This is a genomic window from Rhodococcus sp. PD04 (assembly GCF_035918275.1).
GTDB lineage: Bacteria > Actinomycetota > Actinomycetes > Mycobacteriales > Mycobacteriaceae > Rhodococcus > Rhodococcus rhodochrous.
In genome coordinates this window covers 5098843-5118634 of sequence record NZ_CP142143.1, presented here as the reverse complement: position 1 = coordinate 5118634, position 19792 = coordinate 5098843, and the positions used below count along the sequence as shown (strand labels likewise).

Here is a 19792-nt window from a genome sequence, read left to right as displayed (position 1 = left end):
GTCAGACGGCCAGGAACCGGCCCAGTTGCGGCGCGGCCTCACCGGGATGCTTCGCCTGCATGCCCTCGCCGATGGCCTGAAGCTTCCATTCGCTGCCCTGGCGGTAGACCTTCGCCATGACCATGCCCGTGAACGGCATGCCACCCTGCAGCGTGTAGCGGGCGAGTTCGGTATCGATCGTGCCGTCGACGAGGCGGCAGAACGCGTTCTGCACCTGCTCGAAGGTGTGGCCCTTGTAGGAGGTCACGATGAACATCACCGTCGTGACATGGGCGGGGACACGCGTGAGGTCGACGAGCATCACCTCGTCGTCGCCCTCACCGGCACCGGTGAGGTTGTCGCCCTGATGCTGGATCGAGCCGTCCTTGGACTGCAGCTGGCCGTAGTACACGACGTCGGCGATCTGGTTGTCGGCGAACATCACGGCCGAGGCGTCGAGGTCGATGTCGGCGGAACGATTGCCGAACAGGCCGCGCTTCTCCACCGGGTCCCAGCCGAGCCCCATGCGCAGGAAGGTCAGCGCGACGCCGCCGTCCTTGCGGAGGGTGACCTTCTGACCTTTCACCAGGCTCACCGGTCGGCTCTTCGTGAGGCTGACCTCCGCCGGCTGTGCCGGTGAGGCGGGCTGTGCAGGATATGCCGGAGGCGGAGTCTGCTGTACGGGCGGAGCCGGAGCGGGCGTGGGAGCGGCGGGCTGCGGTGTGGCAGCAGGCTGGGCCGGCGCGTCGTCGACGCTGACACCGTGGTCGGTCACCAGTGCCGCGAATCCGCCCGCATATCCCTGGCCCACGGCACGGACCTTCCACGCGCCCTGGCGCCGGTACAGCTCCAGCGCGATCACGATGGATTCGGTGCTCAGTCCGTCGATCCGGTACTCGTACAACACCGTTCCCGCACTGTCGGACACGCGCGCGGTGGGCGGTGCGAACCGGCCGAAGTTGCTCGACGCGTCGTCGAGGGTGATCACGGCGCGCACCTGATCGATGTCGGCGGGAACCTGCGCGAGCGACACGGCGAGCGAGGCCGCCTGCCCGGGCGCACCGGGAACGAGACGCACGCCCGGCCCGGTGGGCTGGTTGAAGAACACGAAATCGGCGTCGGAGCGCACCTTGCCGTCGGCCTTGACGAGCAGTGCGGACAGATCGGCGGGCGTGGTCAGCTCGAGCGAGACGACGACGTCGGACGCGGTGAGCGGTCCGTTCTGACCCTTGGAGAGCGGAGTCGGCAAGAGATGTGTCCTCACTGTGTCGGTGACCGGGCGCCTTCTACTCTACGAAGCGACCGGAAGACGAGCGGATCGGGCGAACCAGGTGAGGATCTCCTCCCCGGCCGTGACGCCCGCGGTGTCGGTCACCGAGACGGTCGGGTGGCGCCAGTCCATCAGTTCGAGTTCGCCGTGGCGAGGCCGGATCGCGGCGTCGGCGGCCTTCAGCATCTCCGCGTCGAGCGCACCGTCACCGGCGGCGAAGACGAGGGCGTCGTCCGCGAGGACTCCGCGGTCGCGGAGCCGTCGGTGCACCTCGGCCACCGCGCGGCTCTTGCACACGCTGTTCGGCATCGTGTAGATCTTCCGGCCCTGCTGCGACGCGTTCCAGCCGCGCGTCGAACACCACTCGTGCCAGTCGTCGAGGAATCCCGACGGTTGGGCTGCGACGTCGACGACGAGATAGCAGAACAGCTCGTCGGCGATGCGGAACTTCGACACCCAGTCCTCGGAGATGCGACGGCGCAGTTCGGTCGTCACCTCGTCGAGACTTGCCCCGCCCTCACGTACCGCGCGGTCGACGCTGCGGCGCCACTCCGGATCGATCCGGCCGTTCTCGATGATCGACCCGCCGTTGCTCGTGACCGCGTAGTACCACGGGCCGCCGGGCAGTTCGATGCGGCGGAACTGTTCGGGTGTACGCGTGGTGGTCGGCACCATCGCCACCTCGTCGGCGAGGGTTCGAAGTCGTTGTGCCGCAGTGTCGGTGACGTACGACAGCGGTGCGCCCTCGTAGTACTCGACGCACAGCAGGTCCTGCGTGTCGAACTGGTCGCCGGTCATTGCGGCGCGCGAATAGATGAGGGTGCGGTCGAGATCGGTGGCGACCAGTGCGGGGACGGTGCCGGTCGCGGACGGAATATTCACGGGAGGTCCTTGATCAGTCCCATGCAGGAGTAGGCCAGATCGGGGACCTCCTCGACGGGAACGTCGCGGGCGGCCGCGAGCATGCGGATGTGGGCGTGCTCGTCGGCGGTGATGTCGCGCACGAGCACCTTCCAGGGAACGCGGCGTAACAGCACGCGGGTGGTCTCTCCGACACCGGGTTTGACGAAGTTGACGCTCGAGATGCCGTACTGCGCCCGCACGCGTTCGACGGACTCCCAGCCGGCCCAGGTGGGGGTGCGGTCGGACCCGAGCACCGCCTGCGCGGCCGCCGCGACGTCGCCGCACGTGTCGAACTCCGCGGTGACGGTGTCCAGCAGATGGTTCGATACGTCGTCCGCGGCCAGCTCGGCGTAGAACTTGGCGCCGTGGAACTCTCCGGGACCGATCAGGCTGTCGTTGAGGACCGTCCGCGAGACCAGTCCGGAGACGGTGGAGTTCAGACAGGCCGAGGCGATGAGGAAGTCGTCGCGCGTGCCGTAGGTGCGGACGCAGTGGCCGGGGTCGGCGAGGACCGCGAGATCGTCGGACAGGACGGGACCGCCCCGCGCGGTGTACTCGGCGAGCGCAGCGGACAGTTCGCGCGCGATCGCGCCCTTGCCCGTCCAGCCGTCGACGAAGACGACCGAAGCGGGATCGTGCCGCGCGGTGATGTGATCGAGTGCGGCGGAGTCGATTCCGCGACCGCGGACGATCGACACGGCGTAATGCGGCAGCGTCAGGCCGTGGTGGTGCAGCGCCCACCGGCGGATCAGGATGCCGATCGGGGTGCCCGCCCGCGCGAGCGACACGAGGGTCAGGTCGGTTCCGCGTTCGGCGAGGAGCAGTTCGGTGACCGTACCCACCGCGTGCGCCAACCGGCCCGCGGTGCCGGCCAGCGCCTTGTCGAAGAGCTCACGGTAGGCGGCGTCGGGCTGGTACTCGATCGGCAGGGACTCCGCGTAGTGCGCGAGACCCGCCTGGATCCGTGCCTCCCGTTCGGCGATGTCGCCTTCGAGGTCGGCGTGGGAGAGGTCCTTGAGCAGCCACGTCACCTCGTCGGGCGCGTAGGAGCCGAACTCGGGTCCGGTCAGTGGCACGGTCATACGGTCTCCCTGTGGGTGCGCAGCACCGTCGGATCGGTGGCGGGCACGATCACGACGAGGACGTCCTCGCCGGCAGCGGTGAGCACGTCGAGAACACCTCCCGGTGCGCGCAGGCGGTCGGTGTCGGCGGGCGAATCGACGACGAGGATCAGCTCGGCGCGGAGCTCGGTGGCTGTGGGCCACTGCGCGTTGTAGAGGAAACGCGGCACCTCGTTCTCGAATTCGCTGTCGATGTGTTCTGGTGCGGTGAAACGGAATCCGCGGCGCAACGGATATCCGTCGACGTCCATCACGTGGACGGGGGAGCGGGTCGTGGTCTGGAACCGTGCGGGGGTACCGCGTTCGACGAGCGCCTCGGCGAGCCGCAGCGGCAGGTACATCAGTTCCTCGTGTCCGACGACGACGGCGGGCCGCCGGGCGTCGCGCACGTCCGCGATCGTGTCGGTGAGCGTCGACAGCGCCGCGTCGAAGGCTGCCGCGTCGGTGCGCAGCATCCCGTGTCGTCCACCGTCGGGCACATGGGACGGCCACGCCGCGTGGAGGAATCGGACGTCGCCGCATCGGTCACCCACTGGATTGAGGTGAGGGTCGGGCAATGCCGCGACCCGCGCGACGAGATCGTCGGGGACGACGGATCGTCCGGCGGCCAGGCTCACGTGCTCGATGCTCGTGCCGAGCTCCGCCGCGACCTCCGCCGTCCGGCGACGATCCTGTTCGGACCGCATGTCGACGAGGGAGGCGAGCACGTAACGATCCCGGGGGTGATCGCGGTGCAGCGCGCGGATGGCGTCGAGGGCCGTTGCTCCCGTGGAGATCTCGTCGTCGACGAGGACGAGCGGTGCAGCGTTGGCGAACAATGCGCCGGAGGTCGGCTGGAGCAGATGGAAGGTTGCGTGCGAGTGCCCCTCCTCGAATCCGGTGAGCACCTCCGCTCCGGGAACCTGACGTCGCGTCGAGTGCAGGTAGCACGCGGCGTCGAGGGCGTCGGCCACGCAGTGACCGAGACCCGTTGCGGTCTCGGCGAATCCCATGACGACGGCGTCGGGTGCGGCATCGCCGAGGAGATCGGCGACGAGCCGGCCGAGCCGGTGACCGGCACCGCGCACCGCGGCCGGCTCGGTGGGGATGTGCTTGCCGAGAACTGTGGAGACGAGCAGGTGTGCACGTCGTGGATTGCGCCGCAGCCCCGGTCGGACGAGTTCGGGAACGGTGTAGCCGCACGACGACTCCACATGTTCGAGCGCGAAACCGAGTTCTGCGGTGGCCCAGGGAATATCAAGTATGTCGGTCATCGGTCCACCAGCGCCGTCAGCAGATCCACGAAGGTGATCCCCTTGCGGGTGACACCGAACACCGACGCGCGCAGCAGGGTCTGCTCGGCCCACGTGCGGTGGGGTCGTCGTTCGTTCATCTTGTTGCCGTAACCCGAGGCCTGCACACCGCCGGTGTCGCGATCGAGGATGTCGGTCGCATCGTGGAACTCCTCGTGTGTCACGGCCGACAGGGCATGTACCGCAGCGACATGCGACGGATGGATGACGGTCTTGCCCTGGATGCCGTTGGCGCGGTCGAGCGCGATCTCGCGCAGCAGACCGTCGAGGTCGCGGCTGACGAGCTGCTGACGGAACAACACCGCGTCCTGCTCCTCGAAAGGTGTCGAGCGCAGCATCGGACGGAACATGCGTTCGTGATCGGCGAAGTACTCCCAGACGGGTCCGGTGATGACGAAACCTGTTCCGTCGGTACGTCCGAGGTGGTTGACGACATCGGCGATCACGTCGACGACGACCCGTACGTCGTAGATCGTCAGGTCGCGGTCGCGTCGGATACCGAAGGTCGCGCACATGTCGGTCGCGCCGATTCGGACGGCGAGGACGCGGTCGCGATGCTCGGCGAGGATGCCGGAGATCGCACGCAATTCGCCGTCCCGGGTCTCGCGGTGGACGACCTCGGCCGATTCGATCACGGGCATCGCGTAGAGGTGACGGTCGAGCAGTTCCGATGCCGCGGCGACCGCCTCGAGGAAGGCGGGACCGGTGCGTGCGGTGAACTTGGGCACCACGAACCCGGTCAGCACCGCCTTGCCGGCGCCGAGCATCGACGCGATCCGTCCGACGCCGTCGGCAGTGCGGACACGGACGAACACCATCATCGTCGACGGTCCGCTGTCGGCGAGCGCATCGAGTGTTGCGACGGTGTTCTGCAGGCCGTGCTCGACCTCGTCGTCGGCGACGGCGTCCTCGAGGTCGAGCACCATCGACGTCACGCCCTCGGCCGCACGCTTCGTGATGGTCGCGACGAGATCACCGCGCGTCGCGGGGACGTAGAGCGTGGCGCCGAGAGCGGTCGCCAGGCGGTCGCGATCGTCGCTGTGCCCGAACGGCTGCGGACGGTGCAGGAACAACTCGTCCAGCGTCGCGCCGTCGAGATGCCGAAAGTGCTGCATGGCGCGCACTTCGGTAAGCGTGGCCCCCCTCATGCGTTCTCGGTCCGTCCTCTCATCCGATCGACCACTCCTGCGATGAAGGTCGACACCGCATCCAAATCTCTGACGTAGGCCCAGTAGTCGGGGTGCACCCCGGTGAGTGCGTCGACTGCCCTGTCGATCCGGCTCAACTGCGAGTCGAGAACGGAACCCCATTCTGCGGTGAGACCGCGCTGCACGGCCAGGTGTTGTGCGTCACGGAGGCGGAACCGCACCTCGTCGACCTTGGCCCCCGGATTCTGCCGGACGGAACGCAGCGTAGCGAGTCGTGCGGTCACGGCGTCGACGAGTTCCTCGGCACGTGACAGTTCGGCGCGGATCGCCGCGACCAGCTCGAGGGCTTCCTCGGGGCGGCCGTCCTTCGCCGCCGCCCGTGCGCGTCCGAGCTGGTCCTCCGCGCGAGCGAGCAGTTCGGCGGCCTGTTTCTCGTTCCCGGACAGGTCGGCGGAGCTGGCCGCATTGAACTCGCGCAGCAGCGCGGAGAAGGCCGGGGCGAGGCCTTCCGTGCGGGTCCGGACCGCTCCGATCCTGGTGGTGACCGAGGCGAGGGTGCGGGCGGCCTCGTCGCGGCGTCCCGGGGCTGCGGCAAGGGCGTCGAGCAGGGCGGTGGTCGCTTCCTCGACCCGGAGGGCAGCCGTGCGGGTCGCGCCCACGCCGTGTGCCGCATCGAGGCTGTTCAGAGCTTTCTCGAGCGCTTCGGTGGCGGATCGAACCGACGGATAGTGCGCAAAAGCAACGAAATCCGGAGACTCCACCTCGGCAAGGGTCTTGCGCGCCTCGGTGCGCATCCGGTGCGCCAGCTCGGGCACGGTGTTCGCCACGGCCGTCATGTGCTCGAGGTGACCCCGGTTGTTTCCGAAGAATTCATCAAGTGTTCGTGTTGCTTCGGTGATCTGTCGCAGTGCCTGCTCGTAGGCCGGAGCAGGTGCGAGCGGTTGCTCCGGATCCGTCACTGCCAGTTGGAGATACGTCTCACCGGCGCGATAACACGCCTGCCGGATGGGATCCCACCGACCGAGCAGGTGCCGCTCGGGTTCGAGCTCGTAGGACGCGGCCACACCGGCCTCGATGACGGACTGGCGTCTGTCCATGTCGAGGAACGCCGCGACCATCGCATCGTGTGCACGACGAGCCGCGGGATCTTCCGTGTTTCCCCCGCCGAACAGGCGGCGCGTCCATCGGCTCGCCACAGAACCGAATGGTACTGGGCGCACGTCCACCGGGCCGATCCGTCACCTTTCCGCCGGTCGGAACCGTGGTTCGTGCGGGCTACGGAAGTGGTCCGCGGGACCGGGCATAGTGGATATGGGCGTACCCCACGCCAACAACTAGGGTGGGGAGTAACGCACACCGGGCGTGCCCTGTACCGGTACGTCGACCGTTGGAACGATCGAAAGGACCCCGCATGGGCGTCAGCTTGACCAAGGGCGGAAACGTCTCCCTCACCAAGGAAGCTCCGAACCTGACGGCAGTGTCCGTCGGCCTGGGCTGGGACGTACGCACCACCACCGGCACCGACTTCGACCTCGATGCCAGCGCCATCGCCACCGGGGCCGACAAGAAGGTCGTCTCCGACCAGCACTTCGTCTTCTTCAACAACCTCAAGTCGCCCGACGGTGCCATCGAGCACGCCGGCGACAACCGCACCGGTGAGGGTGAAGGCGACGACGAGGTCATCAACGTCGACCTCGCTGCCGTCCCGGCGAACATCGAGAGCATCTTCTTCCCCGTCTCGATCTACGATGCCGATTCCCGCAGCCAGTCGTTCGGCCAGGTCCGCAACGCGTACATCCGCGTCGTCGACCGCGCGAACGGCAACGAACTCGCTCGTTACGACCTGTCCGAGGACGCCTCGACCGAGACCGCCATGGTCTTCGGCGAGCTGTACCGCAACGGTGCGGAGTGGAAGTTCCGCGCCATCGGCCAGGGCTACGCGTCCGGTCTCGCGGGTATCGCCCGCGACTACGGCGTCAACGTCTAGTTCGTTTCTTCGGGTTCCGGCTTCGGTCGCAGTACCGGAGCCGGAACCGATGTGCAGTAACCACCCTGCAACGCCCTGATTTCGATTAGAAAGGCCACGCTTCGTGGTTCTGCGAATATTCGGTCCGTCGATGGCCGTCACCGTCATATCTCTCGTGGTGGCGTTCCTCTACGGCGGCCCGCAAGCTCTGTTCCTCTGCGTGATCCTCGGCATCCTCGAGGTCTCGCTGTCGTTCGACAACGCGGTCATCAACGCGACCGTGCTGCGCCGGATGAGCGAGTTCTGGCAGAGGATCTTCCTCACCGTCGGCATCCTCATCGCCGTCTTCGGTATGCGTCTGGTGTTCCCGCTCGCGATCGTGTGGATCGCGTCCGGGCTCGGCCCCATCGCGGCACTCGACCTCGCATTGAACCCGCCGCCGGACGGAGCCGCATACTTCCCGAACGGGGATCCCAGCTACGAGACCCTGATCACCGACGCGCATCCGCAGATCGCGGCATTCGGCGGCATGTTCCTCCTGATGCTCTTCCTGCACTTCATCCTCGAAGAGCGCGAGATCAAGTGGCTCGACTGGCTCGAACGTCCGCTCGCGAAGGCCGGCAAGCTCGAGCAACTCGAGGTCGTCGTCGCCACCGCCCTGCTGCTCATCACGGCCACCGTCATCGCGCCCGAGGACAAGGTCTCGACCGTCATGATCGCCGGCGCGCTCGGCATGATCACCTACATCGCGGTCAACGGGCTCGGCGAGATGTTCCACGTCCCCGAGGAGGGCGAGGAGCCCGAAGGCGGACCGAGCGGTCTCGCGAAGGCCACCGGTAAGGCAGGCTTCTTCCTGTTCCTCTACCTCGAGGTGCTCGACGCGTCGTTCTCGTTCGACGGCGTCATCGGCGCCTTCGCCATCACGTCCGACCCGATCATCATCGCCCTGGGCCTCGGCTTCATCGGCGCGATGTTCGTCCGCTCGATCACCATCTTCCTGGTGCGCAAGGGCACGCTGTCCGATTACGTGTACCTCGAGCACGGTGCTCACTGGGCCATCGGTGCGCTGGCACTGATCCTGCTGTACTCGATCGGCACGCACGTGCCGGAGGTCATCACCGGCCTGGTCGGTGTCGCCCTGATCGGTGCGGCGCTCGGCTCGAGCATCTACCGCAACCGCAAGATCGCGGCGAGGGAAGGCGAAGATGCTGTGAAGACCAGCATCCCCTGATCTTCGACAGTTCGAATCACATGCCGATGGGAGCCCTCGATCCGACATCTCGGATCGAGGGCTCCCATCGCTTTTCCGTACCCCGTGCGCAACCGCGCGCAGCCACTCCGACGAAAGGCTCGACATGGCCATCGACTACAACAAGAAGCCCGAGCAGAACGCCGGCGGCGTCAACCTGAGCAAGATCAACCTCACCAAGGAATCCCCGACCGTCAGCCTGTCGAAGGCCGGGTCCGGGCAGGGCGTCACGCGAGTGAACCTCAACTGGTCCCGCGGTGAGCAGCCGAAGAAGGGCTTCCTCTCGAAGCTCATGGGCGCGAGCGGTGGGGTGGACCTCGACCTCGGCTGCCTGTTCGAGCTCGCCGACGGATCCAAAGGCGTCATCCAGGCGCTCGGGAACAGCTTCGGGTCGCTGAACACCCCGCCGTACATCCACCTCGACGGCGACGACCGCACCGGTTCGAACACCGGCGGCGAGAACATGCACATCAACCTCGAGCGCCCCGAACTGTTCAAGCGTGTGCTGATCTTCGCGATGATCTACGAGGGCGCGCCGAACTGGGCTGCCGTGGACGGTGTCGTGACGCTGACCCCGCCGTCGGGTCCGCAGATCGAGGTGCGCCTGGATTCGCCGAACAACGGTGCGCGCATCTGCGCGATCGCGATGCTGCAGAACACCGGGCAGGGCATCACCGTCGAGCGTCTCGTGCAGTACATCGACGGCAGCCAGTCCGACCTCGACCGCGCGTTCGGCTGGGGCATGCAGTGGCAGGCGGGACGTAAGTAGCCCTACTGCAAATTACTTTCCGGCCTGCTGGCCGGACACGAGAGATCCCGTCGGCATGTGCCGGCGGGATCTCGGTGGTTCCAGCCCCGCTCAGCGGGGTCCAGGACACCGAAGTGTGTGCGTCCGGTGAGCGCCGGCGTTGCTCGCGAAGACGTAGACGGTCGCGTCGTCGTCCGGGTCGGGCGGATACAGGATCGGCGTCACCGTCTCGCGACCACTCTTGCGACCGCGGTGGTGCAGGAGCGCCATCGGAGCTCTCTCGAAGTTGCCGCCGACCCGGCCTCCGTTGGCCCGGAACTCGGCGATCACCTGCGCGTTCCAGTCATCGACCGAACCCGTGTGGCGGAGAGCAGCCGGAAATTCGCGACGCAGAGCGAGGCCGTACGAGGGTCGATCCCAACGAGGGTCATGCCGGCCGGTCGGTCGCGGTCAGGAGCTCGTGCAACACGCCTTCCTGGAAAGTCCGTGCTTGCCGGCCTGAGGGCGGGGACTCCCTACCGGAGCGTGCTGCGATGGACAGCTCGATCGTCTCGGCCGGTTCGTAACCGACCTCGAGTAGCCGCCGGCCGGCGTCGACTTTGGACAACCACCTTCCGTAGCGATGTCGGACCAGCGCGCGGCAGGCGCCGAGGACCGCGTCGTCGGCTCCGGGTGCAGGCCGGTCGCCTGCCGGGCCGAGCAGCGCCATCCACCAACGCAGCGAGTCGACCAGTAGGCTCCGTAGCGTCTCCGGTGGTAGCTCGGCGAATGCCTCCGAGGCCGGCGGTCCCGCCAGGACCCGGCCGCTCTGGTGCAGGATGCTGCGGTCCAGTCCGTACCAGAACGTCCCGTCGGCTGCCGGACGGTCCGCAGGTCGAAGGGTTTGCCGGAAGGCCATGGCCGGGCCGTCGTTCAACTCGAGCTCGAAGCCCGGTTCCCCTGTCCCCGACTGTGCCGCAGCCGCGGTGTAGACGACCAGTTCCAAACCTCGGGCCGGACACGGCAGGGCGCTGTGCCGCAGTCGAGTGATCAACTCCCGCTTCACTGCTTCGTTCAGAGGGTCGCGGCAGAGCAAGGCAATGTCGATGTCGCTTCGGCCGGGGTGGAAAGCGTCCAGGGGCAGCGATCCGGCCGCGTACGCCCCGACGAACTCCGTATCGAGCACATCTCGGGCGGCCTTCACGAGGGCTTCGAGATATCGCCCTACGTCGATGTTCGGCATCACCCCATCATCTCCGTCGTGCACTCACCCACGTAACGCACCCGGTGGCCCACAAGAGTGACGGTGTCCGGACGCTGACGTTCTCGCACAGTCATGTGGGTTGTCCGCCGCGTGTGTGGATGCTGACCGACGATTCACATCGCGATGTGGCAGGCGACGTTCGATCGATTGCAGCGCATTTCGCTGGGAGTGCACCCGAACTCCCGGCGAAACGCGCGCGTGAAGTGAGCCTGCGAGGAGAACCCCCAGTGCGCGGCGATATCGGCGATACGCCGATCGAACGATGCCGAATCGACGAGTTCCCTACGGGCACCGTCGAGACGCTGCCGCTGGATGAAATGGGCCACGGTCGTGTCGTCGGCAGCGAAGGTGCGGCTGAGATGCCGGGCAGAGATGCCGATTGCTCGGGCTACGGACTCGACCGAGAGATCGGGATCCGTCAGGTGCGCCATGATGTGCGTGGTCGCGGTGCGCCGCAACGCTGTCGCGGTTGATTCGCGTCCGGTCAGCACGGTGAGTGCGCTGGTGAGCAGGTCGCCGCGGCGTTGGTCGTCGGCGTCACCATCATCGATGAGGGAACGGACGAGTCCGCCGAGCGCTCGCACGCGAGTTCCATTCACGCCCCCGGCAGTAGGGGACAGGACGTACGGCAGGTCGGGGGACCCTGTCAGTTGGTGATCACGCAATGCGTCCCGTGGAATGTCGAGCAGGAATTGCCGCATGTCGGTTTCGAACCCGAACAGGTACGGGCGGGTGGTGTCGTAGACGATCATGTCGCCGGCATCGAGTCGTAGGAAGCCGTGGGCGTAGTAGAAGAACGCCGATCCGGTAACCAGCTGGCTGATGAAGATCGAGTCCTTCGGCGTGGCACTGATGTGTTGGTGCGAGCGGTCGATGACGTGCGAATTTCCGGAGATATCCGCGAGTCGCAGTCCGTCGAGGTCCATGTTGAGCTGGCGTGCTTCGAGTCCGTCCTGGTGGTAGGTGGAGCATCGCAGTCCTACGAGTTCCTGCGCGTTGTATTCCTCCCAGAACGCCACCCGGTCGCGGTTGTCGATGCCGTCGGTTGTCACGGTGGTGATCTTGGGGCGCATGGGCCGAATACCTCCACTTGTCGGCGGGCCGCGGTGGTACCGCCTACCCGGTGAGACGTGGGCCACACATGCCGCAGAAGTATGCATGGGCCCTATTGGGGCGTCAAACGCGACTCGGTCATGTCCGAAAGTGAACGTTGATCTGTCCTGCTGGTGAAAGACGTTCCGACCTCGACGGTGTGTACTCGTCCTGTCGCTGTAGCCGCAATCCCTGGACGGTGCAGCTCCTGCATCCGACGAAGGAGAATGTCATGCCCGAGGCCGCTACCAATGAGTTCTGGGCCGATCTGAAGCCGATCGTGGACTCGATGAAGCCGGACGCCCAGCCCGAAGTGTTTCATCAGTTCGCGCCCATCGACGACGAGCGTTACTACGCGCCGCTGAGCGAGACGGTCTTTTCTCGCCCGCTCTGGATTTCACCGCGGGACAACCGCTGGGCGGACATCCTGTGGGCCAAGTCCGCAGGTCTGGTCAATCGGCACTACCACCCGCACGAGGTCTTCGCATACACGATCTCCGGCAAGTGGGGCTACCTCGAACAGCCGTGGACCGCGACCGCGGGGTCGTTCGTGTACGAGACACCGGGTGAAGGCCACACCCTCGTGGCGTACGAGCACGAAGAGTCGATGCGTGCGTTCTTCGTCGTGACCGGCCCGCTGGTGTGGCTCGACGAGAACGGTGACAGCACAGGTCACTTCGACGTCCATGACTACCTCGCGCTGTGCCGCGACCACTACGACAAGGTCGGCCTCGGTGCGGACTACATCGATTCGTTGATTCGCTGATTCAGCTGATTCGGGCGGAATCCTCGAGCCGGCCGTCTCCGTCCACTCGACGGAGTCGCATACGTCAGATCGTCCTGAAATCGGCCGGTGAGCTCAACCATCAATTGGCAACTCGAAAGTCTCGGAGGATATTTCGGGGAATGCTCAGCGGGGGCACGGGGTTCTGAATACGAGGCACATCCGGGACTGCTGCACGATCCGGTGACAGATTCGGTCACGCAGCCTGTGTGGCTGGTGTGGTCATGATGGTCTCGAACTCGACAGGCGTCAATCTGCCGAGCCGGAGCTGACGTCGCCGGCGGTGATAGGTCCGCTCGATCCAAGTCACGATCGCGATGCGCAACTGCTCGCGTGTGGCCCATCTCTGCCGGTCGAGGACGTTCTTCTGGAGCAGCGCAAAGAACGATTCCATCGCGGCATTGTCGCCGGCCGCACCCACCCGACCCATCGATCCGACCAGGTCGTGGCGGGCGAGGGCGCGGACAAATTTCCGGCTGCGAAATTGCGATCCACGGTCGGAATGAACCACACATCCGGCAACCGAGTCCCGCCGTGCCACTGCCGATTCGAGGGCCGTGACAGCCAGACGGGATTTCATCCGATCGCTGATCGAGTAGCCGACGATCCGGTTCGAGTACACGTCCTTGACCGCACACAGGTAGAGCTTGCCTTCCTCGGTTCTGTGTTCGGTGATATCGGTGAGCCACAAAGTGTTTGGAGCATCCGCGGTGAAGACGCGGCCGACGAGATCATCGTGCACCGGCGGCCCGGAGCGGCCCTTCTTCGAGCCACGTTTCTTGCCGAACACACTCCACCACCTGTTGGTCGAACAGATCCGCCACGCCGTGCGGTCCGACATCGACTCGCCCGCATCGCGGGCTTCGTCGGCGAGGAACCGGTAGCCGAACTCCGGGTCCTCGCGGTGGGCGTCGAACAGGGCGTTCGCCCGGTACGCCTCCTCGAGTTCGGCGTCGGTGACCGGGTCGGCGAGCCACCGGTAGTACGGCTGGCGCGCGATCCCCAGAACCCGGCACACCCGCCGCGACGGGAATCCCGCCGGCGGCCAGCTCGCGGACGAGCGGTGGGGGCACCTCCCGCGTGCGGGGGAACATCATTTTCCCGGAAGATTCGCCTGTGATAGATACGCCGCGGCCCGCCGCAGCACTTCGTTCTCCTGCTCAAGCAACCGGATCCGCTTTCTCAGCTCGCGGTTCTCTCTGGACTCCTCGTTCGTCGTCCCTGGCTTGGTGCCGTCCTCGACGTCGGCATTCCTGAGCCAGTTGGTCAGGCAGGATTCGCTGATGCCGAAGTCGGCGGCGATCTGCCGCAGGTGCTGACCTGGTTCGCGGTTGCGGGCCACGCGGACGACGTCGTCGCGGAACTCTTTCGGATAGGGCTTGGGCACGGGGTCCATCCTTCCAGCAGTGCCTCACGGCACCACAGTTCAGATGTCACCTATCCGTGCAGCAGTCCCCTCCACGTTGCGCGGGCGGTCCAACCGCGCTTGGTCGAGAATCCAGTTGTCGGGCGAGATTCGATCGAGTCGATCGGCCGGTACACCGTGGGTGTACTGCCACCGTGTTGCGTCCGGGGTCAGAAGCGCGCGCACCGCCGTGTCGTCGGGTAGTTCACCTGCGGCGCGAGCCTTCGCGTAGGCCACCAAAGGCTCCCAGAAGGGAGTGAAGCCTTCCTCATAGGCGTTGCCGGACTGGGTGATGATCGACGTGATGCGTTCCGGGTGCCGGGCGGCGATCCGCAGGCCGATGGGTGCGCCGTAGTCCTGGATGTAGAGCGCGAACCTGTCGAGGCCGAGGTGATCGAGCAGGCCGAGGGTGAGTTCGGTGAGGAGCTCGAAGGTGTAGCGCACCTGGTCGGCAGGCGGGGCGTCGCTGGCTCCGAAGCCTAGATGGTCCGGGGCGATGAGGTGGTACTCGTCGGCCAGTTCGGCCATCAAGCCCCGGTACATGTGCGAGCTGGTAGGGAAGCCGTGGAGTAGTACCAGGGTGGGTCGGTCGGGGTCACCGACTTCGCGGTAGGCAAGGGTGTGGCCGGCAACCACGGCGGTGCGGTAACGAGGGGTCGCGTGGGCACGCGAACTGGGGTCGAGGACAGTCGTGGACACGATGGTGGTCTCCTCACATGGATGGCGAGAACGATCGTTTTCCGCATTCCCGGGTTACCGTAGAGAACAATCGTTCTCGGGTCAAGGAGTATGTACATGGAGAAGTCCGGAGAAACGAGCGACTACCACGCTCTCGTCCAGGCAGCGGGCGAGCTCTACTACCGGTGCGGAATCCAGGCGGTGGGCATGGACGCCGTGCGGGCGGCCTCCGGCGTGCCGCTCAAGCGGCTGTACCGCGCCTTCCGGTCCAAGGACGACCTGGTCGAGGCGACGCTGCGCGAGCGGGACGCGGCGCTCCGGGCTTCCGTCGGCGATTACGTCGCCGCACACTCCTCGGGAGATGCCGAGTCGGCCGTTCTGGCGCTGTTCGACTGGATGGCGGACTGGTTCGCCGAGGACACCTTCCGTGGGTGCGCCTTCATCAACGCCTTCGGGGAACTCGGCGAGGAATCCGCCCAAGTGGCGGCCGCCGTCCGCGACCACAAACGCGCGTTCCGGGCAACGCTGGCGAACTTGGTCGCCGCACTCGACCTTGCACCGGGCGAGGCGGACAAGCTCACCGAGCGGCTCTACATCGTGGCGAACGGTGCTATGGCTACCGCGCCGATCACCGGCTCACCGCAGACGGCCCTCGAGGCCAAGGAGATCGCGCGAGCTCTGATCGAGGCCGCACCCAGCACCGCATGAGGTGTTCCTGATCGGCGCCGCCAGGTGTGAGCTGCCCCGACTGGCATGTTGCCTCCTCGAACAACCCCGTATTCCGAAATGCCATATCACGAAACATTTTTGATATGAGTTCCAGACGTGCTCGGTTCGCCGTACTGTCCGCAGGTGGTTACGACGTCTCTGTCGACGCCTCCGTCCCGCCCGGCGTGGTCACCGCTTCCATGGTCATCAGCCGCGTGATCTCTTCCCGATCGGCCTGCGACGGCAGTCCCCATCCGTCTCGGTAGCCGTACATCTCGCGCAGGGTGATCGCGTGGCGGTTACCGTCGGCGATCTCGATGTCGTCGACGGTGATCAGGCCGGGGTGTGCCACTCCGGTTGCCTGCGCGATCTTGAAGACGTCGCGTCGGAGGGCTTCGATGTAGTCGGCGACGCGGTCGGCCTTGGACGGGACGTCGAGTCCTCGGGTGAGCCAGCGGTTCTGGGTGGCCACGCCGGTGGGGCAGCGGTCGGTGTGGCATTTCTGTGCCTGGATGCATCCGATGGAGAACATCGGTTCGCGGGCGACGTTGACCATGTCGCAGCCGAGTGCCATGGCGACCACGGCGTTGTCGGGCAGGCCGAGTTTGCCGGCGCCGATGAAGGTGACGTCGTCGGTCAGGCCGGCCTCGGCGAACGTCGCGTAGACCCGTGCGAATCCGCTGCGGAACGGAAGGGAGACCGCGTCGGCGAACACCAGTGGTGCTGCGCCGGTTCCGCCTTCGCCGCCGTCGATGGTGACGAAGTCGACGCCGCGGTCGGTCTCGCTCATCCGGCGTGTGAGTTCGTCCCAGAAGGTCATGTCGCCGACGGCGGATTTGATGCCGACGGGAAGTCCCGTCTCGGCGGCGAGTAGTTCGACCCAGTCGAGCAGACTGTCGATGTCGTGGAACTCCGTGTGCCGGGACGGGCTTACGCAGTCCTTGCCGACGGGGATTCCGCGGACCTCGGCGATCTCCGGGGTGACCTTGGCTCCGGGGAGCAGTCCGCCGAGTCCCGGCTTGGCGCCCTGGCTGAGTTTGATCTCCAGAGCGCGGACAGGTGCCGATCCGACGACCCGCTTCAATCGTGCGAGGTCGAAGTGGCCGTCGTCATCGCGGCACCCGAAGTAGCCGGTGCCGATCTGGAAGATCAACTCTCCGCCGTTGCGGTGGTAGTTCGTCAGACCACCTTCGCCGGTGTTCTGCAGGCATCCGGCCGCACGGGCGCCTCGGTTGAGCGCCTCCACCGCGGCGCCGGACAACGAGCCGAAGCTCATCGCGGAGATGTTGACGAACGACCCGGGGCGGAAGGCGCGGGCGCGCCCGCGCGCGGCGCCGAGGATCTTCGCGGACGGAATGGAGACCTTCTCGCCACCGTGCGGAGCGGCCGACGGAGGTAGGTCCGAGAACGTACGGTGCTTGATGATCGTGTACCCGTCGGTGTACTCGATGTCGTTGTCGCTGCCGAAACCGAAGGTGTTCGTGACGTTCTTCGACGACGCGTAGATCCATCTGCGCTGGTCGCGGTTGAACGGCCGTTCCTCGTCGTTGGTCGTCGTGATGTACTGCCGCAGTTCGGGTCCCAGCGACTCCAGAACATAGCGTGCATGCCCGACAATCGGGAAGTTCCGTAGCAACGAATGTCGTTTCTGCACAAGATCGTAGGCACCGACGGCGGCCGCCGCAGCGGCCGGGATACCGAGCGATTTCGACCATCCCATCCTCCGAGGGTACGTCCGAACGGTGACCTCGGAGCGGGAACCGATCGGGGTTTGGGGAGGCGGACACCACGGGTACCCGCCGTGCAGAACTGTGCGTGGTGAGAGGTGAGCGAATGCGGAAGAGCGACCTGCAGTCCGACTACGACGAGGCCGACCTCGAGATCGGAGATCGCAAGAAGGCTGCCGCCGGCATCACCGGCGTCACCGTGGCGATGAAACGATCCCTCGAGCAGATGGGACTGGTGCGTTCGGCCGAGACTCTGCTCGAGCTGAACCAGGCCGAAGGGTTCGACTGCCCGAGTTGTGCGTGGCCCGACCCGGACCCCGGCCATCGTAAGATCGCCGAGTTCTGCGAGAACGGTGCCAAGGCCGTTGCCGAGGAAGGCACCAAGCGCCGCGCCGACCCCGACTTCTTCGCCAGGTGCAGCATCGACGAGCTCGCCGCGCACAGCGAACTGTGGCTCGGCAAGCAGGGCCGCATCACGCACCCGATGGTCAAGCGACCCGGTGCCACGCATTACACCCCGATCGAGTGGGACGAGGCCTTCGCCCTCATCGGTGAGCAACTGAAGTCGCTGGACAGCCCTGATCAGGCCACCTTCTACACCTCCGGGCGCGCGTCGAACGAAGCCGCCTTCGTGTACCAACTGTTCGCGCGGGCGTTCGGGACGAACAACCTGCCCGACTGCTCCAACATGTGCCACGAGTCCACGAGCATCGCGCTGCAGGAGTCGATCGGCATCGGCAAGGCCAGCGTGATGCTCGACGACGTCCACAACGCGGAGTTGATCATCCTGCAGGGGCAGAACCCCGGCACGAACCACCCGCGCATGCTCACCGCGCTCGAAGAGGCCAAGCAGAACGGCGCGAAGATCCTGACGATCAACCCGCTGCGCGAGGCGGGCCTGGTCAACTTCCGTAACCCGCAGACTCCGCGCGGCGTGCTCGGGCGGGGAACGGACCTGTCCGACCTGCACCTGTCCATCAACGTCAACGGCGACCTCGCGTTGTTGCAGGCGTTCGGGTCGCTGCTCGTCGAATGGGATGCGCTCGACCACGACTTCGTGCGGCAGTACACGCGGGGATTCGACGAATGGGTCGAACACGTCCGGGACATCGACTGGGACGAGGTGGTCGCCGCGACCGGCCTGTCGCGACAGCAGATCACCGAGGCCGCCCAGATGCTGCGCCGCTCGAAGGCGACGGTTTTCTGCTGGGCCATGGGTATCACCCAGCACCGCAACGCGGTGGCGACCATCAAGGAGATCTGCAACCTCGCGTTCGCGCAGGGCAACATCGGCAAGCGCGGTGCCGGGCTCATGCCGGTGCGTGGACACTCGAACGTCCAGGGCGACCGCACGATGGGGATCTGGGAACGTGCGCCGCAGAGTTTCCTCGATGCGATCGAGAAGGAGTTCGGTTTCGACCCTCCTCGTGAGAACGGTTACGACACGGTCGATTCGATCAAGGCGATGCGCGACGGCAAGGTGCGGTTCTTCCTCGGTCTCGGCGGCAACTTCGTGCAGGCGGCGCCGGATACCGGTGTCACCGCCGAGGCGATGGCCGGCATCGACATGACGGTGCACATCTCGACGAAACCGAATCGTTCCCATCTGGTCTGCGGCAGAACGGCGTTGATCCTTCCGACGCTCGGACGCACCGACAAGGACGTCCAGGCCTCCGGCCCGCAGTTCGTGTCGGTCGAGGACACGACCTGCGCGGTCCACGCCTCCCGGGGACCGCTGAAGCCTCCCTCCGAGCACCTGCGTTCGGAGGTCGCGATCATCACCGGCATCGCCGAGGCCACGCTCGGCGACCGTTACGGGATCGACTGGAAGGCGATGCGCGACGACTATGCGAACATCCGCTCGCGCATCTCCCGCGTCGTCCCGGGCTGTGAGGGTTACGAGGTCAACGTCCGGCGCCCGGGAGGCTTCATTCTTCCGCATCCGCCCCGCGATACCCGGAGCTTCGAGACCGATTCGGGTAAGGCCGAATTCGCTGTCTCACCGGTGGACGTGGTCCAGGTGCCACCGGGGCATCTGCTGTTGCAGACGATGCGCAGCCACGACCAGTTCAACACCACCATCTACGGCCTCAGCGACCGCTACCGCGGGATCGAGGGCGGCCGTCGCGTCGTGTTCATGCATCGGGAAGACATCGCCGCACTGGGCTTCGACAACGGGGACTTCGTCGACCTGTTCACACGATGGGACGGCGACGACCGCGATCGCTGCGCCAAGCGGTTCCGGATCGTCGAATACGACCTGCCCCGAGGAAGCGCGGCCGCCTACTACCCGGAGACCAACCCTCTCGTCCCGCTCGATTCGACCGCGCTGGAGAGCAACTGCCCCACCTACAAGTCGATCGTGATCTCCCTGGCGCCCGCCGGACGCGACGAGTGCCCGGATGCGCTCGGAACCGCGCCCGTGGGGTCGGACTGGTCGCACAAGACGACCCCGGAGCCGAAGCACCTGTCCTGAGCG

At 66.3% G+C, this 19792-nt stretch carries 17 protein-coding genes and 2 pseudogenes; 6 read left to right on the top strand and 13 right to left on the bottom strand.

Annotated features, from left to right (window positions below; translation table 11 throughout):
* Position 1: 1 nt before the first annotated feature.
* The 6 genes from U9J23_RS23495 to U9J23_RS23470 form a co-directional block, all read right to left on the bottom strand.
* The gene (locus tag U9J23_RS23495) at positions 2-1228 is read right to left on the bottom strand and encodes a TerD family protein (protein WP_272266091.1); all 1227 of its coding nucleotides are present in this window, start codon (positions 1226-1228) and stop codon (positions 2-4) included.
* A gap of 42 nt (positions 1229-1270) precedes the next feature.
* On the bottom strand, positions 1271-2047 hold the full coding sequence (locus U9J23_RS23490) for an HAD family hydrolase (RefSeq protein WP_229583086.1): 777 nt from the start codon (positions 2045-2047) through the stop codon (positions 1271-1273).
* Between the two features lie 80 nt (positions 2048-2127).
* Positions 2128-3234, bottom strand: a complete 1107-nt coding sequence (locus U9J23_RS23485; RefSeq protein WP_106200997.1) for a cysteine protease StiP family protein — start codon at positions 3232-3234, stop codon at positions 2128-2130.
* Positions 3231-4526, bottom strand: a complete 1296-nt coding sequence (locus U9J23_RS23480; protein WP_326600802.1) for a phosphoribosyltransferase family protein — start codon at positions 4524-4526, stop codon at positions 3231-3233. Before U9J23_RS23480 ends, U9J23_RS23485 begins: the two co-directional genes overlap by 4 nt.
* The gene (locus U9J23_RS23475; protein WP_326600799.1) at positions 4523-5680 is read right to left on the bottom strand and encodes an HpcH/HpaI aldolase/citrate lyase family protein; all 1158 of its coding nucleotides are present in this window, start codon (positions 5678-5680) and stop codon (positions 4523-4525) included. Before U9J23_RS23475 ends, U9J23_RS23480 begins: the two co-directional genes overlap by 4 nt.
* Positions 5681-5709: 29 nt before the next feature.
* Positions 5710-6831 (bottom strand): hypothetical protein, encoded by a 1122-nt coding sequence (locus tag U9J23_RS23470; protein ID WP_145708963.1) that lies wholly within the window; start codon positions 6829-6831, stop codon positions 5710-5712.
* A gap of 293 nt (positions 6832-7124) precedes the next feature.
* Between U9J23_RS23470 and U9J23_RS23465 the strand changes: the two genes are divergently transcribed.
* The 3 genes from U9J23_RS23465 to U9J23_RS23455 all read left to right on the top strand — a co-directional run bounded on the left by U9J23_RS23465 (position 7125) and on the right by U9J23_RS23455 (position 9697).
* Positions 7125-7700, top strand: coding sequence for a TerD family protein (locus tag U9J23_RS23465; RefSeq protein WP_059384433.1), 576 nt, complete (start codon positions 7125-7127; stop codon positions 7698-7700).
* A gap of 103 nt (positions 7701-7803) precedes the next feature.
* Positions 7804-8910, top strand: coding sequence for a DUF475 domain-containing protein (locus U9J23_RS23460; protein ID WP_145708945.1), 1107 nt, complete (start codon positions 7804-7806; stop codon positions 8908-8910).
* A gap of 124 nt (positions 8911-9034) precedes the next feature.
* Complete coding sequence (locus U9J23_RS23455; protein WP_085468560.1) at positions 9035-9697, top strand: TerD family protein; 663 nt, start codon at positions 9035-9037, stop codon at positions 9695-9697.
* Between the two features lie 129 nt (positions 9698-9826).
* Here the strand turns inward: U9J23_RS23455 and U9J23_RS23450 are convergent.
* The 3 genes and pseudogenes from U9J23_RS23450 to U9J23_RS23440 form a co-directional block, all read right to left on the bottom strand.
* Positions 9827-10069, bottom strand: a pseudogene (locus U9J23_RS23450) (nitroreductase/quinone reductase family protein); the annotation flags it as partial.
* Positions 10070-10103: 34 nt separating this feature from the next.
* Positions 10104-10898 carry a nucleotidyltransferase domain-containing protein gene (locus U9J23_RS23445; protein ID WP_229580007.1) on the bottom strand — a complete coding sequence of 265 codons (795 nt, stop codon included), beginning with the start codon at positions 10896-10898 and terminating at the stop codon, positions 10104-10106.
* 134 nt (positions 10899-11032) lie between these two features.
* Positions 11033-11992, bottom strand: coding sequence for a helix-turn-helix domain-containing protein (locus U9J23_RS23440; protein WP_189637484.1), 960 nt, complete (start codon positions 11990-11992; stop codon positions 11033-11035).
* Positions 11993-12243: 251 nt separating this feature from the next.
* Between U9J23_RS23440 and U9J23_RS23435 the strand changes: the two genes are divergently transcribed.
* The gene (locus U9J23_RS23435; protein ID WP_085468790.1) at positions 12244-12777 is read left to right on the top strand and encodes a 2,4'-dihydroxyacetophenone dioxygenase family protein; all 534 of its coding nucleotides are present in this window, start codon (positions 12244-12246) and stop codon (positions 12775-12777) included.
* 214 nt (positions 12778-12991) lie between these two features.
* On the opposite strand, the pseudogene U9J23_RS23430 reads toward U9J23_RS23435, so the two are convergent.
* The 3 genes and pseudogenes from U9J23_RS23430 to U9J23_RS23425 all read right to left on the bottom strand — a co-directional run.
* A pseudogene (locus U9J23_RS23430) lies at positions 12992-13816 on the bottom strand (IS3 family transposase); the annotation flags it as partial.
* Positions 13817-13888: 72 nt separating this feature from the next.
* Positions 13889-14182 (bottom strand): transposase, encoded by a 294-nt coding sequence (locus U9J23_RS27790; protein WP_006552189.1) that lies wholly within the window; start codon positions 14180-14182, stop codon positions 13889-13891.
* A gap of 39 nt (positions 14183-14221) precedes the next feature.
* Entirely contained in the window at positions 14222-14899 is a 678-nt protein-coding gene (locus U9J23_RS23425; RefSeq protein ID WP_085470004.1) for an alpha/beta fold hydrolase, read from the bottom strand.
* Between the two features lie 96 nt (positions 14900-14995).
* Between U9J23_RS23425 and U9J23_RS23420 the strand changes: the two genes are divergently transcribed.
* Positions 14996-15586, top strand: coding sequence for a TetR/AcrR family transcriptional regulator (locus U9J23_RS23420; RefSeq protein WP_085470015.1), 591 nt, complete (start codon positions 14996-14998; stop codon positions 15584-15586).
* A gap of 148 nt (positions 15587-15734) precedes the next feature.
* Here U9J23_RS23420 and U9J23_RS23415 read toward each other — a convergent pair whose 3' ends face one another.
* Positions 15735-17306 (bottom strand): FMN-binding glutamate synthase family protein, encoded by a 1572-nt coding sequence (locus U9J23_RS23415; protein ID WP_326600790.1) that lies wholly within the window; start codon positions 17304-17306, stop codon positions 15735-15737.
* Between the two features lie 113 nt (positions 17307-17419).
* On the opposite strand from U9J23_RS23415, the gene U9J23_RS23410 reads away from it, so the two are divergent.
* A complete protein-coding gene (locus U9J23_RS23410; protein WP_326600788.1) occupies positions 17420-19789 on the top strand; it encodes an FdhF/YdeP family oxidoreductase in 2370 nt (789 codons plus the stop codon).
* The last annotated feature ends 3 nt before the right edge of the window (positions 19790-19792 follow it).